Below are 13,755 nucleotides of genomic sequence, written 5' to 3'. Positions count from 1 at the left end.
ATTTACAGCAAATTAAAAAGGAAGCCCAACGCTTCCTTTTTATCAAGCCCCGCCTGCTATGGCTTTCAGAGCTTCAAATTCTGAATCATAAACACCGCCCATGGCCTCAACTTCTTCCCAGGTGTACCAGGAACCAGATAGCTGAACTCCTTTAATTGATACATCTGTCGCAATTACCATGAATGGTTTGTGGTTAACCACAATATAACAGGTTCTGTTTAGACCAAAGGGAGTAACAAATACATGCCCAGTGTCTATCAGATGATTCAATTGATCTATAGATAAGTTTTTGGATAAAGACACTGTTTTTAACATAGTTTCCCTTTCCTATAGAATCAATTATACTATCTACTTTTTTTAGTGTAAATTCGTTTATATTTATTTTAGATTTTCGTGTTATAATTCCTCTCTCCAAATATTCCAGTGCCGACTCTGACAAAGGTTGCACCCTCTTCTATGGCCACTTCATAGTCTCCAGTCATGCCCATTGAAAGGGTATCCATATTGACACCTGGGATATTCATGGCATTGATCTTATCCTTAAGCTCCCTAAGCCCCTTAAAATACACTCTGTTGCTCTCCGGGTCATCTGTATATGGCGCAATAGTCATAAGTCCGCGGATATTTAAGTGTGGAAGCAAGCTTATCTCTGATACAAATGAAGGTGCTTCCTCCGGAGAGAGGCCAAACTTGGTATCCTCCGCAGCCATATTTACTTCAATGAGGACATCTATCTTTATGTCAGCCTTGGCAAACTGCTTTTCAATCTCCTGGGCAAGTTTAACATTGTCAACAGAATGGATCATGACAACCTTACCTGGAAGATACTTGACCTTATTGGCCTGAAGGTGTCCTATCATATGGAAATCCACACCTTTAATCTCTTCAGTTTTTTCCCTGATCTCCTGAACCTTGTTCTCACCAAAGACAGTCATCCCGGCGTCCATGGCTTCCCTAAGGTCAGATACGGGCTTGGTCTTACTTACTGCGATAAGCGTAACTTCGCTTCTGTCTCTTCCAGCCCTTTTGCAAGCCTCTTCAATGTTCTTTTGTACTATCTCTATGTTTTCTTTGATCATAGGTTTCTCCCATGTAGATTTTTTTTCACGTGTAGTATATCATAAAATAAAGCTTATAAATAGAAGGCTCTGGGGGTAGTATCTGATGAAAGTCAGCGAAATATCTAATGGTTCAGCAGTTAAAATTCATGCAGCTATAGGTGGCCACAATATTGTTCTTATGACTGAGGCAATATTTGGCGTATCTGTGGGACTTTTAGTAAAGCCAATGGAATACTTTGGCAAGTACATGCAGTTTTTAGAGCCATCCAACGTTGAAATTCGCAATAAAAGAGACGGCAGAGTCTACAAGTTCATGTCAACCACTATTACTCCCGTCAAGACCAGATATGGCAACTTCCACCTTATCAGAAGTTCTTCCAAGTTAGAGCCAGAAAACACAAGACGTGCCCAGCGTTTCTACATTGAAAAACTCGGTCTTATGTCTGTAAACGGCGACAACCAGAACCTCAGGAACTGTATCATTTACGATATTTCAATGAGAGGTATCTCCCTTATCCTTGATAACTACACCAAGCTTAAGATAGGCGATTCTCTTGACGTAATGTTCAGATACGGAGCCACTCTCCACAACTACGAGGTCTCAACCGTTGTAGTAAGACATTTCGAAGTTGATGGGAAAAGAGCTGTTGGCTGTAGCATATCTAATCTGAATGTTGACCTTATCGGCCTTCTTGATTCTAAGAGAAAAGAACAGCATACAGAGCTTGATAAGATACCTGAGACCAACCTTAATCCTTCTATATCTCAGAAGGAACAGATCAGAGAGGTGGAAGAAGATATCGCAAAAGAAGAGATCCCGGAAAGACCAAGAACTATTACTATTTCAGGTAATCCTTTTGATCCAAGCAATTTGGAACACATAGACAGGCCAACCATCCGTCAGGCCAAAAAAGAGGAACAGATGGCTCAACAGGCCAGAGAAATCGAGAATCTGTTAGACCTAAGAGACGTATAAAACAAATCCCCCACTGCACTGCAGCGGGGGAATTTTTTAGAATCTTATCTGTTTTTCTACCATGCGGACAAATTCCACATTGTTTCTTGTCTTGGAGAAAAGGTTGATGCACTGATCTACTGCATCGTCTGCCTTCATGCTGTTGAAGCCCTTTCTCAGGCTGTTGATAGCAGCCAGCTCCTCTGGAATAAGCAGAAGGTCCTCTCTTCTTGTGCTGGACTTTGGAATATTGATAGCAGGGAAGATTCTCTTTTCCTGAAGCTTTCTGTCAAGAACCATCTCCATGTTACCAGTTCCCTTAAATTCCTCGTAGATAACATCATCCATCTTGGAACCAGTCTCGATAAGTGCTGTAGCAAGGATTGTAAGGCTTCCGCCCTCTCTCATGTTTCTCGCTGCACCAAAGAATCTCTTTGGCATGTGAAGAGCTGCAGGATCAAGACCACCTGAAAGTGTTCTTCCTGAAGGAGGAACAACAATGTTGTAAGCTCTTGTAAGTCTTGTGATGGAATCAAGAAGGATAACTACGTCCTTACCATGCTCAACGAGGCGCTTAGCCCTCTCCATAACCATCTCTGCTACTCTCTTGTGGTGCTCTGGAAGCTCATCAAAGGTTGAGTAGATTACCTCTGCATTTGGTCCCTCTACCTCTTCCTTGATATCTGTAACTTCCTCAGGTCTCTCATCGATAAGAAGGATGATTAGATGGATATCAGGACTTCCCTTAAGAATTGACTTGGCAACATCCTTAAGAAGTGTGGTCTTACCAGCCTTAGGAGGTGATACGATCATACCTCTCTGTCCCTTACCAATAGGACTTATAAGATCCATGATTCTCATGGCAACCGAGCATCCTGGCTGTTCAAGTCTGATCTTGTTATTAGGGAAAATAGGGGTCATCTTCTCAAAGTCCCATCTTCCCATAGCAACTTCCGGCTTGTATCCATTGACTGTGTCAAGACGAAGGAGTGCTGCAAACTTATCTGTCTCCTTCTTGGCTCTGCAAAGGCCCTTTAAGATATCACCAGTCTTTAAGTTGAACTTTCTGATAAGAGATGGTGCAACATATACGTCATTCTCACCAGGAAGGTAGTTCTCACATCTGATGAATCCATAGCCATCCTGCATAACTTCAAGAATTCCGGATGCTGTATCGCCTTCAACAACCTCTGCTTCTGCTGTTTCTTCCTTGGAAGCAGGGGCTGTAGCTGTTTCCTTAGACTGTTCTCCATCAGCCTTACCAGAAGTCTCTTTTCTGTCTCTGGGATTCTTATTGTTATCAGCCTTTGGCACATTGCCAGATGTCATAACTATCTTTTTCTTGGGCTTACCTTCTGGCTTTTTCTCAGCTTCAGCCTCTGGAGCAGCTTTAGCAGCAGCCTCTTTTTCGTCAAGCTCGCACATAAGATCAATGATCTCAGACTTCTTCATGCCTGATGCTCCCTTGATGCCCCTCTTCTTCGCAATGTCACGAAGATCATTTAATTTTAATGTCTCGTATTTTTCTCTCAAATAGTTCTCCTGTTCTGTACCCAGTTTGGGCACGTAAAAAACTCTTATATAAATGTAATTGATAATCTGTGGGAATTAGTAAACGACTGCAAAAATGCTTTGTTTAAAAGAACTAATACACAAAAATAAACTTACATAAGAAAAATACAACATCCTTTCAAAAAAATCAACTCTTAATTAAAATTCCCCATCAGTATCTTTGCAAGCTCTGAACTCTTGTCAAGAACTATAGTTTTATCTCCTACCATTGAAGCCTTAAGGGCATCAAGACCTCTTATGTAGCTGTAGAACTCAGCCTTCTCCTCTGTGTCATAGGCCTTTGCAAGTGTCTCCATGTAAGAAGCCTCTCCCTCTGCCTCAAGGACAGCAGCATCCTTCTGAGCTTTAGCTGTCACGATGGCCACCTGCTTATCTGTCTGGTTGTGGATCTTCTGAGCCTCAGCCTCACCCTCAGCTGTATAGGAAGCTGCAATGTTATTTCTCTCAGAGATCATTCTGTCATAGACAGCCTGCTTATTGTCATCTGGAAGATCAAGGGCTTTGATCTGCGCCTGGACGATAGTTATACCATAGCCAGCCATATCAGAATCAGACTCCTCTGTAATGTGAGTTGTGAGCTGTTCTCCTCTCGCCTCAATTACCTCGTCCTGAGTCATGGATGAAATAGCATTCTTAGTGGCATTATAAACAGAGGCCTCAATTCTCTCCTCAGCTCTCGCCTCGATTGCATTTATGGTCTGAACGTACTTAAGAGGATCTGATACCTTCCAAAGAACATAAGTGTCTGTGATCATTGACTTCTTGTCCTTGGTGATTACATCTGAAGCCGGAATATCATAAAGAACGATCTTGGCACTAATAGACTGAGTGTCGTCGATGACCGGAGTCTTAAAGTGAATACCAGGTTCTGATTCGATTGCTATGATCTTACCGAAACGCCTTACAGTAACATATTCATTCTGATGAACTACATAAAATCCTGAGCCGATAACTGCGATAGCTATCACGCATAAAACAATGATAAATCCTTTAAGGAAACTTCCCTTTTTATTCTGTTCCATATGCCCCTCCCTTAGTTGTTAAAGCCTTCCAGCGGCAGTAGCTGCTGGGTGTTGCCATCAGTTACGATCACCTTAAGATCTGGAAGAATATCCTCCATTGCCTCATAGAAGAGACGCTTCTTGGTGATATAGGGCTGGAGCTTGTACTGCTCATACATCTCATTAAATCTGGCGACCTGTCCCTCAGCCTCGGCTATTCTGGCTTCCTTTTTAGCCTCAGCATCCTGAACGATCTTGTCAGCTGTAGCCTCTGCCTTAGGAAGCTCCTCACTCTGGTACTTCTTGGCATTGTTAACAGCAGTCTCTTTTCCCTGCTTGGCGGTCTCAACTGACTTAAAGGCCTGAACAATCTCTGCTGTTGGTGGCTCAGCGTCCTGCACAGACAGGTTTACAACCGTAAGACCAATGTTGTTGGATGTAAGTTCCTGCTGGAGTTTCTCTTTTACCTCAGACTGGATCTGCCCCTTGGCTGTAGTGATAACATCATCAACAGGATAATTGACTACTGTGTTTCTGATGCTGGCAAGAGCCATATTCTTCATGATAAGGTCAGGATTCTCTGAATTATAATAAGCTGCAACAGGATCGCTTACCTTGTACTCCAGATAGAAATCAATATCAACAAAGTTGAAGTCTGATGTGATCATGATACCCTCGTCTTCAACTGTGATATTCTGGCCGTTCTGAATTGTGTAACCAATTCCGATGCCATGGGTTGTCATATCCACCTTGTGGACGCTCTGTACAAATGGGATCTTAAAATACAGTCCCGCTGTGTCCACTCTAAGGACCTTACCAAACATTGTAAGTATTGCCTGTTCCTGCTCCTTGACCTGATAGTAGCAGTTATTGACAAAGATCAGGGCAAAGATAACGATGATAGCTGTTATTATCACCTTCTTACCCTTTTTAATGGGATTCTCTCCCTGGGTAAATACTGTCTGCTTTTTCATAAAAGCTGCCATACACATTCCTCCATAAAACAATGCCGGTACGCGAAGGCACCGGCAAAATTATTTTTGTTATCATCACCTGCTGAATATTCTGGCGATGGAGTAAACAACTGAGTATATATTGTCATAAAACTCGAATAGCACATGGGCCATTAGTGAAATGTAGATATTCCTGGTTGCTACATACGCTATTGTCACAGGAAGAGCCATGAGCATCCACTCTGCTATTCCCAAAAGTCCGTTGGCTCTTGAAAGTGCACAGAGCAAAAGACTTAGTATGGTAAATACGATTACCTTCTTGGTACTGCCAAACTTGATGATAGCCTTTCTGAAAAAGAGCTCTTCAGCCACGGGCTTAAGAACGATCATCATGGTGGCATACATCAGTGTAGGTAATAGTTCATTGTGATAGATTATCTGAACTGTGCCATCTTTTACTCCGGGGAACACATATGGCAAAACCTGAACTTTAATATAATTTGCAAGGTACAAGCCAAAGAAGGTGAGCACCACCGGTATCCAAAAGGTCACCACACGCCCCAGGTTCTTTTTGAGCTTACGAAATGAGAACTGCTTGTAGAAATAATAAAAGTAATACAGGATTCCCAAATAGAAGACAAAGAACAGATAAAGGGTGTATTTTGGCCAATGGATAGTCGCTATGATAAACATCAGCTCCCATAAAAAGGGTATATATAAACGATTCAAGGCCGTCTCCTCTTATTGTTAACGAATCTCATATATTATATATTCGCGTACTATTTCGGTCAATGCTTAATTAACTGACAATTCCTCCCACTGATCGTATAGCACAGCCAGTTTATCCTGAATTACGCTCTGCTCATCTGAAAGAGCGCGAAGTTTCGCAAGATCTGTTCCTATAGATGGATCCGAAAGAGCCTCTGTTATCTCAGCATCTCTTTTCTCGAGTTCTGCAATCTCATCCTCACACTTCTTAAGAGCTGCTTCCTGTTTTCTCTTTAAAGCCTGTGCTTCCTTCTGGGCCTTCCAGTCATCTGCACCGGTCTTGGCTGGAGTACTGTCAGTATCCAAAATAGCGGCGCCAGATTCATACTTGTAGCTTCCAGAAACAAGACTGCTTCCACTGTTATCCACTGTAGCGCCGTCTCCAAAGAGCCTGGCCATCCTGTCATCCACATGCTCAAGATAATAGTCGTAGTTACCAATATATCCTACAAGCTGTCCCCTTGTAAGGTCAAGGATCCTTGTGGCTGTCTTATTGATAAAGTATCTGTCATGGCTTACATAAAGGACCGTGCCCTCGTAGCCTGAAATTGCAGATTCAAGGATCTCCTTGCTGGTAATGTCAAGGTGGTTTGTGGGCTCATCAAGGATCAGGAAGTTGGCATCTGATAGCATTAGCTTGGCAAGGGATACCCTTCCCTTCTCACCTCCTGATAAATCTCCGATCCTCTTAAACACATCATCTCCAGTAAAAAGAAATGCTGCCAGAGTATTACGTATCTCTGTATTATTAAGAGTTGGATATGCGTCAGATATCTCCTCAAACAAAGTCTTCTCGTCGTGAAGAACGTGATGTTCCTGATCGTAATATCCTATGTGGACTTTAGTCCCAAGAGTAATCCTGCCTTCGTCCATCTTCTCTACGTTGTTGATGATCTTAAGAAGAGTAGTCTTACCAGTTCCGTTATCACCGATAATAGCAACGTGCTCTCCCTTTTTGATCTCGAAGTCAAGGCCGGAAAAGAGCTTTTCCTCTCCAAAGGCTTTAGAAAGTCCCTCCACTGTAAGGACGTCATTACCACTTTCGCAGATTGGCTTTAAGCTGATCTTCATGCTGTCGTCAATCTCTACAGGCTTATCCAAAACCTCGATCTTATCAAGCATCTTCTCTCTGCTCTCAGCTCTTTTAATGGATTTCTCCCTGTTAAAGGACTTGAGCTTGGCAATAACTTCTTCCTGGTGCTTGATCTCCGCCTGCTGTTTGATGTAGGCGTTCCACTCCACTATTCTCTTTTGCTCTTTTTTCACAGCGTAGTCGCTGTAGTTACCCATAAAGGTAGATACCTTGCAGTTCTCAACCTCTACTACCTTGTCTGCAATCTTATCAAGGAAGTATCTGTCGTGGGATACGATCATGACTGCTCCCTTGTAGTTGAGAAGATAGTTCTCAAGCCACCTGATGGAATTCATATCAAGGTGGTTGGTAGGCTCGTCAAGGATGATAAGGTCAGGACTCTGTAAAAGAAGTTTACCAAGGGCAACTCTTGTCTTCTGACCTCCGGACAGGGTACTTATCTTTTTATCAAACTCCTCTTCCAAAAAGCCAAGACCCTTAAGAACTCCTGTGACTTCACTCTGCCAGGCGTAACCAGACATCCTCTGATACTCCTCATTCATGCGGGTGTATCTGTCAAGGAGCTTTTCAAGCTCTTCACCTTCAAGGTGCTTCATGTCATGCTCTGCAGCTCTTATATTTTCCTCAAGCTCCCAGGCATCTCTTTTAACCTCTTTAAGTTCATCGTAGATAGTATTCTCTGTGTCTACGTTCTGGTTCTGGGCAAGATATCCCCAGGTAATATCCTTGGAAAAAGTAACCTCTCCGTCATCAGAATGAAGCTGCCCCACAATGAGCTTGATAAGTGTTGTCTTACCAGCTCCGTTTATTCCAACTATGGCTACTTTCTCATTTTTTTCCACATGAAAAGAGGCATCCCTAAGGATGTCCTTTCCATCAAAACTTTTATTTATTCCGTGTACCGAAAGAATCATCTTAAAACTCCAAAGCTATAATCTTACGTCTCAAAGTATAGCATATTCTTCCGCAATTGCGTCTAAAAACTCCTCACTGCCCATTTTAACAGGGTCTTTGATAGATGTGATAAGTGCAAGATCTCCTGTCATACGACCGGACTCGATAACTGAAAGAGTAGCCTTCTCCATCTTGTCAGCCCATTCAACAAGTCCCTGAATGTTATCAAGCTCGCCCCTCTTTCTAAGAGCGCCTGTCCATGCAAAGATGGTTGCCACTGGATTTGTTGATGTTGGCTCCCCCTTGAGGTACTTGTAATAGTGCCTCTGAACTGTTCCGTGAGCAGCCTCGTACTCATATACACCGGTTGGAGAAACGAGAACTGATGTCATCATGGCAAGTGAGCCAAATGCGGATGATACCATGTCACTCATTACATCTCCGTCGTAGTTCTTGCAGGCCCAGATAAATCCGCCCTTTGACTTCATAACACGGGCAACTGCGTCATCGATAAGGGTGTAGAAATAAGTAATACCTGCCTTCTCAAAGTCAGCCTTGAACTCTGCCTCATATACTTCATCAAAGATCTCTCTAAATCTCCTGTCGTAGGTCTTTGAGATAGTATCCTTGGTTCCAAGCCACAACTCTTTTTTCTCAGAAAGAGCGTACTTAAAGCATGCTCTTGCAAAACTCTTTATTGATGAATCCTTGTTGTGAACGCCCTGGATGATTCCTGGCTCGTCGAATTCATGTATGGTCTGTCTGATCTCTGTTCCATCGGCTCCTGTAAATAACAGTTCAGCCTTACCAGGTCCAGGAACTCTTATCTCAACATTCTTGTAGACGTCACCATAAGCGTGTCTTGCAAGAGTGATAGGTTCTGTCCAGGTTCTTACGTTTGGTTCAATGCCCTTAACCATGATAGGAGTTCTGAATACTGTTCCATCGAGGATAGCCCTTATGGTTCCATTTGGGCTCTTCCACATCTTCTTAAGGCCGTATTCCTCAACTCTTTCATTGTTTGGAGTAATAGTTGCACACTTTACGGCAACTCCATACTTCAAAGTAGCGTTGGCACTATCTACAGTTACCTGATCATCAGTCTCATCTCTGTGCTTAAGACCAAGATCATAATACTCGCTCTTTAAATCGATGAATGGAAGGATAAGCTTGTCCTTGATCATCTGCCAGAGGACTCTTGTCATCTCATCTCCGTCCATCTCTACTATAGGGGTGGTCATCACTACTTTGCTCATTGCTTTTCTCCTTATGCTAAATATTTTTATCAGTCGTACATCTCAAGAAGGCCCTTGTCTACCATGTTCTCATAGGCATTTACCATGTGCTGGTTGGCAAGCTCTTCTGCTTTATCTGCATTCTTTTCCCTGATGGCTTCCATGATGTACTTATGCTCTACGTTTGATACAGCACCTCTTCCGCTTGAAAGAGTCTGCTGGCGAACGCGCCATACATACTGGTGGTAGTCCTTTAACAGGTGCTCAAGCATCTTGGAATTACATGACTCATAAAGAATGGTGTGGAATCTGTTATCAAGCTCCGCCATCTGCTCCATGTGTCCTCTTGCAGCATGAAACTCTGCAAGATAGATTACTTCCTCCATTTCCTCAAGCTGCTCATCAGTAATATTGTCACAGGCCCATCTTGCACAAAGTCCCTCAAGTTTGGACCTTATCATGTAGATGTCCTGTATATCCTTAGCCTTAATTCCTGTTACATAGGCTCCCTTGTTTGGAATGATCTGAATAAGACCTTCCAGTTCAAGCTGCCTGAAGGCTTCTCTTACAGGGGTTCTGCTGACGCCAAGTTCATTACCAATAGCAACCTCTTTCAGTTCCTCATGGTCCTTGTACTTGCCATTTAAGATATCTTCCCTGATCCTGTTAAATACTCTTCCTCTTAAGGAATATTTGTCAGTTACTTCCTGCTTTAAATCGCGATTGTCCATAAAGCTTTGTAGTTACCCCTCTGTAACCACTTCTCCTTCCTTAACAACAATGCCAAGCTCTTTTCCTACTTCTTCAATCTTGGAAACGAGCTCCCCGTCAGTCATTACTGTTACACGACCATTTTCATACTCTTTATCTACCCAGTCCTTGAGCTTTATTACAAGCTCTGAATGCTTGGTCAGGGCATGATCATCTCTAAGTCCGTAGTGGACATTGATCCAGTGTGCTATTCCTGCAAGGCCTGACGTGTTGGAAACAGCGCTTACAGGAGGTCTTCTAAGGAACTTCTCAGTATCAAAGATGTTGTAGATCTCCTCGTTCTTAAGAAGTCCGTCTGCGTGGATACCGGCTCTTGTAACATTGAAGTTCTTGCCTACAAATGGTGTGTTTGCAGGAACGGTAAAGCCGATCTCCTTCTCGTAGTATTCAGCAAGGTCTGTGATGACCTGAGTATTCATTCCATTGAGATGGCCCTTAAGCTGGGCATACTCAAATACCATAGCCTCGAGAGGTGTATTACCGGTCCTCTCGCCAATTCCAAACAGTGAAGTATTGACTGAAGCACAGCCATAGATCCAGGCAGTAGTAGAATTGGTAACAGCCTTATAAAAGTCATTGTGTCCGTGCCACTCAATAAGCTCACTTGGAACTGAAGCGTTGGTGTTGATGGCATAAATGATACCCTGCACACTTCTTGGAATAACGGCACCTGAGAAATTGACGCCATATCCCATTGTGTCGCAGGCTCTTATCTTGATAGGGATCTTGTACTCCTCCTTAAGCTTCATAAGCTCGATGCAGAAAGGAACTACAAATCCGTAAATATCTGCTCTTGTAATGTCCTCAAGGTGACATCTTGGGCTGATGCCCTCTTCGAGGCAGGACCTTACAATACTAAGGTAATGCTCAAGGGCCTGTCTTCTGGTCATTTTAAGCTTTAAGAAGATGTGGTAGTCAGAGCAGCTAACCAGAATACCTGTCTCCTTCATTCCGATCTCTTTTACCAGCTTAAAATCCTCTTCACTGGCTCTTATCCAGCTGGTGACCTCAGGGAACTCATAGCCCCTCTCCATGCATTTGTAGACTGCATCTCTGTCACTCTTAGAGTATAAAAAGAATTCGCTCTGACGGATCATTCCATTTGGACCGCCAAGCTCATGGAACATATCGTATATCCTTACGATCTGCTCTGTGGTGTATGGCGCTCTGGACTGCTGTCCGTCTCTAAAAGTTGTGTCAGTTATCCATATTTCTTTTGGCATGTTGTGAGGAACGATCCTGTCATTGAATGGGATCTTTGGGATCTCCTCGTAGGGAAACATATTCCTAAATACATTGGGTTTGACAACGTCATCAAGAATATACATATGCTCTTCGATCTTGAGCAGGTTATTCTTTTCATTCATTGTCACCGGTCGATTTTGGAAAGTTGTCTGATCACTCATTTAAGGGCCTTCTTTCTTTCATAAAAAAACACTTTGGTATAATTGTATACAATCATACTACCAGTGTCAAGGCAACAAAAAAGCCCTTCTTACCTGGAATGTAAGAAGGGCCATATTGTATAACGTCAGAATTTGCTCTTTCTTATGAAATAATTTTTTAGTTCTTCGATAGGCTCTGGCTTTGCGTAATGATAACCCTGCAGGTATTCAAATCCCTTTTCAACAGAGAACTGTTTCTGGGACTCATCCTCTACTCCTTCTACCAAAGTTACAAAACCATTCTTTTTGAAAACTTCTATCATATAAGTTAAGATGTCATCCATTCGGTTGTCATCAAGTGACTTATACAAAAGAGTCTTATCAAACTTGATGGTCTTAACAGGACAGTTGATAACTCTCTCAAGGGATGAATAGCCTGTTCCAAAGTCATCGAGATAGAGATGAATACCTTCTTTATCCAGGATCTCCATATTCCTGTTGGCCATATCGTAGTTTTCAAACATGGCTGTCTCTGTGATCTCCATACGGATCTTGGTCACATCAATGTCATATCTTTCAATGATGTCCAAAAAGTCCTGATACATGTTGGGATTAGACAGCTCTTTTGATGAAATATTTACTGAAATGGAGTCAAAGTCATAGAACTCAGCAAGATGGTCTATGGCCTGACATACTTTATTTACCATGATACAGGACAGAATATGGATGCATCCTGTCTGCTCCGCAATGGGGATAAATCTGTCCGGAGTTATGATGCGATCTCCGATCTTAAGCCTCATAAGAGCTTCCGCTCCTCTGAAGGAATCCTTCTCAACACTGTAAATAGGCTGAGCGTAAACCAATATTCTTTCATCATTTTCGTCAACAGCGTTTCTGATATCCTTTAATACCTTGCTGATCTCGTAGTATTCCTGGAACTCCTCAAGATCTTCTCTTGTAGTTGTATATGAATAACTGCTGTTCTGATCGTTAAATCTGTTGGCGATATAATCGTAGAACTGTCTGATCTTAATGTGATCATCAAGCTCTTTATACGCTTCTCCAAATATCATCACATAGTTAAATGGAATATTCACATCAGCCTTGAGCCAGTCAAACACACCTCTTATCTGATTCACGTAGTTTCTGGCTTCTTTGTCGCTGCTGTTGATGATAACGTCAACGTAGCGGTCTTCCGCCACCTGAAACATCCTGATGTTGGAACTTATGGCCTCAACATTTCTGCAGGCCTGTATCCCTTTCTGGACCATATTTGCTCCCTCAGCCACAAAGCTCTCACTGGTAGGAAACATGAAAAAGACGTAAAGGACATGGAATTTCTTTTTTCCACACATCTTGCCAATATACTGATCCAGTGCATTCATGCCCTGACAGCCGGATAACTCATTATAGGTCTCGGCATGGAATAACAGGTAAGCAAAGACAAAAACAAGGGAATAGGAAAGCCCTGTATAAACCACATGGGATGAAAGAAATAATATCTGTGTTCCAAGAAGTACTATCTCAAGTGGAACTATAATGCAGACAGTTCTCCATACGATCCTGGAAATATCCTTTCTGTTTGTAACAGATGCATAGAAGCAGATTACTGCACATACCATTCCCGCAAAGGAATAGTACCTGATAAAGTGGGTAACATCTATTCCTCCAACTTCAACGATATAAATCCTGCCGGATGCTATCTCAAAGATCGAGCCAACAGTGTACATAAGCGCCAAAACAGTGTACATCATATAGAACTCTCTTCTCTGTTCGCGCCTGTGCATGGACATCATGTTCACATATGAAAAAATAAGAAACAGTACTGCATTATATGCAATAAGAAAGCCAATGATAAGCAAAATAAGCAAGTGTCTGTTATAGAGCTGGTCTGGATAATTAGCGACTTTCAGGATCACTATCTGGAAAAACGAAGTCAGAATTGACCAAAAAAGACCAGCCACAATAAATCTGAACACGTAGGTCATCTTGGGCTTTGAATAGGAAATAGCTACTAATGCCATTATGCATATCAGAATACTGGCATATTCGCCTGTGTAATTATAA

Annotated in this window: 12 protein-coding genes; 1 reads left to right on the top strand and 11 read right to left on the bottom strand. The window is 42.4% G+C overall.

Annotated elements, in window-relative coordinates; genetic code table 11:
* Positions 1-42 precede the first annotated feature (42 nt).
* Positions 43-315, bottom strand: coding sequence for a hypothetical protein (locus D6855_RS02485; protein WP_120737674.1), 273 nt, complete (start codon positions 313-315; stop codon positions 43-45).
* Positions 316-383: 68 nt separating this feature from the next.
* Positions 384-1,079, bottom strand: coding sequence for a YggS family pyridoxal phosphate-dependent enzyme (locus tag D6855_RS02480; RefSeq protein ID WP_120737672.1), 696 nt, complete (start codon positions 1,077-1,079; stop codon positions 384-386).
* An 85-nt stretch (positions 1,080-1,164) separates the two neighbouring features.
* On the opposite strand from D6855_RS02480, the gene D6855_RS02475 reads away from it, so the two are divergent.
* Positions 1,165-2,037, top strand: coding sequence for a PilZ domain-containing protein (locus tag D6855_RS02475; protein WP_120737670.1), 873 nt, complete (start codon positions 1,165-1,167; stop codon positions 2,035-2,037).
* A 36-nt stretch (positions 2,038-2,073) separates the two neighbouring features.
* On the opposite strand, the gene rho is transcribed toward D6855_RS02475, so the two are convergent.
* The 9 genes from rho to D6855_RS02430 all read right to left on the bottom strand — a co-directional run bounded on the left by rho (position 2,074) and on the right by D6855_RS02430 (position 13,712).
* Positions 2,074-3,549 carry a transcription termination factor Rho gene (gene rho / locus D6855_RS02470; protein WP_120737668.1) on the bottom strand — a complete coding sequence of 492 codons (1,476 nt, stop codon included), beginning with the start codon at positions 3,547-3,549 and terminating at the stop codon, positions 2,074-2,076.
* A 173-nt stretch (positions 3,550-3,722) separates the two neighbouring features.
* Positions 3,723-4,610, bottom strand: coding sequence for a protease modulator HflC (gene hflC / locus D6855_RS02465; protein WP_120737666.1), 888 nt, complete (start codon positions 4,608-4,610; stop codon positions 3,723-3,725).
* An 11-nt stretch (positions 4,611-4,621) separates the two neighbouring features.
* Positions 4,622-5,575, bottom strand: a complete 954-nt coding sequence (gene hflK, locus D6855_RS02460) for an FtsH protease activity modulator HflK (RefSeq protein ID WP_243111764.1) — start codon at positions 5,573-5,575, stop codon at positions 4,622-4,624.
* A gap of 63 nt (positions 5,576-5,638) precedes the next feature.
* Positions 5,639-6,235, bottom strand: coding sequence for a CPBP family glutamic-type intramembrane protease (locus D6855_RS02455; RefSeq protein WP_120737664.1), 597 nt, complete (start codon positions 6,233-6,235; stop codon positions 5,639-5,641).
* A 102-nt stretch (positions 6,236-6,337) separates the two neighbouring features.
* On the bottom strand, positions 6,338-8,317 hold the full coding sequence (locus D6855_RS02450) for an ABC-F family ATP-binding cassette domain-containing protein (protein ID WP_120737662.1): 1,980 nt from the start codon (positions 8,315-8,317) through the stop codon (positions 6,338-6,340).
* 30 nt (positions 8,318-8,347) lie between these two features.
* Entirely contained in the window at positions 8,348-9,553 is a 1,206-nt protein-coding gene (locus D6855_RS02445; RefSeq protein WP_120737661.1) for an NADP-dependent isocitrate dehydrogenase, read from the bottom strand.
* Positions 9,554-9,582: 29 nt separating this feature from the next.
* Positions 9,583-10,263, bottom strand: a complete 681-nt coding sequence (locus D6855_RS02440) for a GntR family transcriptional regulator (protein ID WP_120737659.1) — start codon at positions 10,261-10,263, stop codon at positions 9,583-9,585.
* A 12-nt stretch (positions 10,264-10,275) separates the two neighbouring features.
* A complete protein-coding gene (locus tag D6855_RS02435) occupies positions 10,276-11,709 on the bottom strand; it encodes a 2-isopropylmalate synthase (protein WP_120737657.1) in 1,434 nt (477 codons plus the stop codon).
* 125 nt (positions 11,710-11,834) lie between these two features.
* On the bottom strand, positions 11,835-13,712 hold the full coding sequence (locus D6855_RS02430; RefSeq protein ID WP_158589448.1) for an EAL domain-containing protein: 1,878 nt from the start codon (positions 13,710-13,712) through the stop codon (positions 11,835-11,837).
* Between the last annotated feature and the right edge of the window lie 43 nt (positions 13,713-13,755).

It is taken from the genome of Butyrivibrio sp. CB08 (genome assembly GCF_003625485.1).
Taxonomy (GTDB): Bacteria; Bacillota; Clostridia; order Lachnospirales; family Lachnospiraceae; genus Butyrivibrio.
Note: the sequence above shows the minus strand (reverse complement) of the source record. Positions and strands in the feature narration are given on the sequence as shown.

Coding starts and splice junctions, on each gene's coding strand:
- D6855_RS02440 (WP_120737659.1), bottom strand. CDS start 10,263: ATGGACAATCGCGATTTAAAGCAGGAAGTAACTGACAAATATTCCTTA.
- D6855_RS02450 (WP_120737662.1), bottom strand. CDS start 8,317: ATGATTCTTTCGGTACACGGAATAAATAAAAGTTTTGATGGAAAGGAC.
- D6855_RS02480 (WP_120737672.1), bottom strand. CDS start 1,079: ATGATCAAAGAAAACATAGAGATAGTACAAAAGAACATTGAAGAGGCT.
- D6855_RS02445 (WP_120737661.1), bottom strand. CDS start 9,553: ATGAGCAAAGTAGTGATGACCACCCCTATAGTAGAGATGGACGGAGAT.
- D6855_RS02475 (WP_120737670.1), top strand. CDS start 1,165: ATGAAAGTCAGCGAAATATCTAATGGTTCAGCAGTTAAAATTCATGCA.
- D6855_RS02455 (WP_120737664.1), bottom strand. CDS start 6,235: ATGTTTATCATAGCGACTATCCATTGGCCAAAATACACCCTTTATCTG.
- D6855_RS02485 (WP_120737674.1), bottom strand. CDS start 315: ATGTTAAAAACAGTGTCTTTATCCAAAAACTTATCTATAGATCAATTG.
- D6855_RS02435 (WP_120737657.1), bottom strand. CDS start 11,709: ATGAGTGATCAGACAACTTTCCAAAATCGACCGGTGACAATGAATGAA.
- D6855_RS02430 (WP_158589448.1), bottom strand. CDS start 13,712: ATGGCATTAGTAGCTATTTCCTATTCAAAGCCCAAGATGACCTACGTG.
- hflC (WP_120737666.1), bottom strand. CDS start 4,610: ATGGAACAGAATAAAAAGGGAAGTTTCCTTAAAGGATTTATCATTGTT.
- hflK (WP_243111764.1), bottom strand. CDS start 5,575: ATGGCAGCTTTTATGAAAAAGCAGACAGTATTTACCCAGGGAGAGAAT.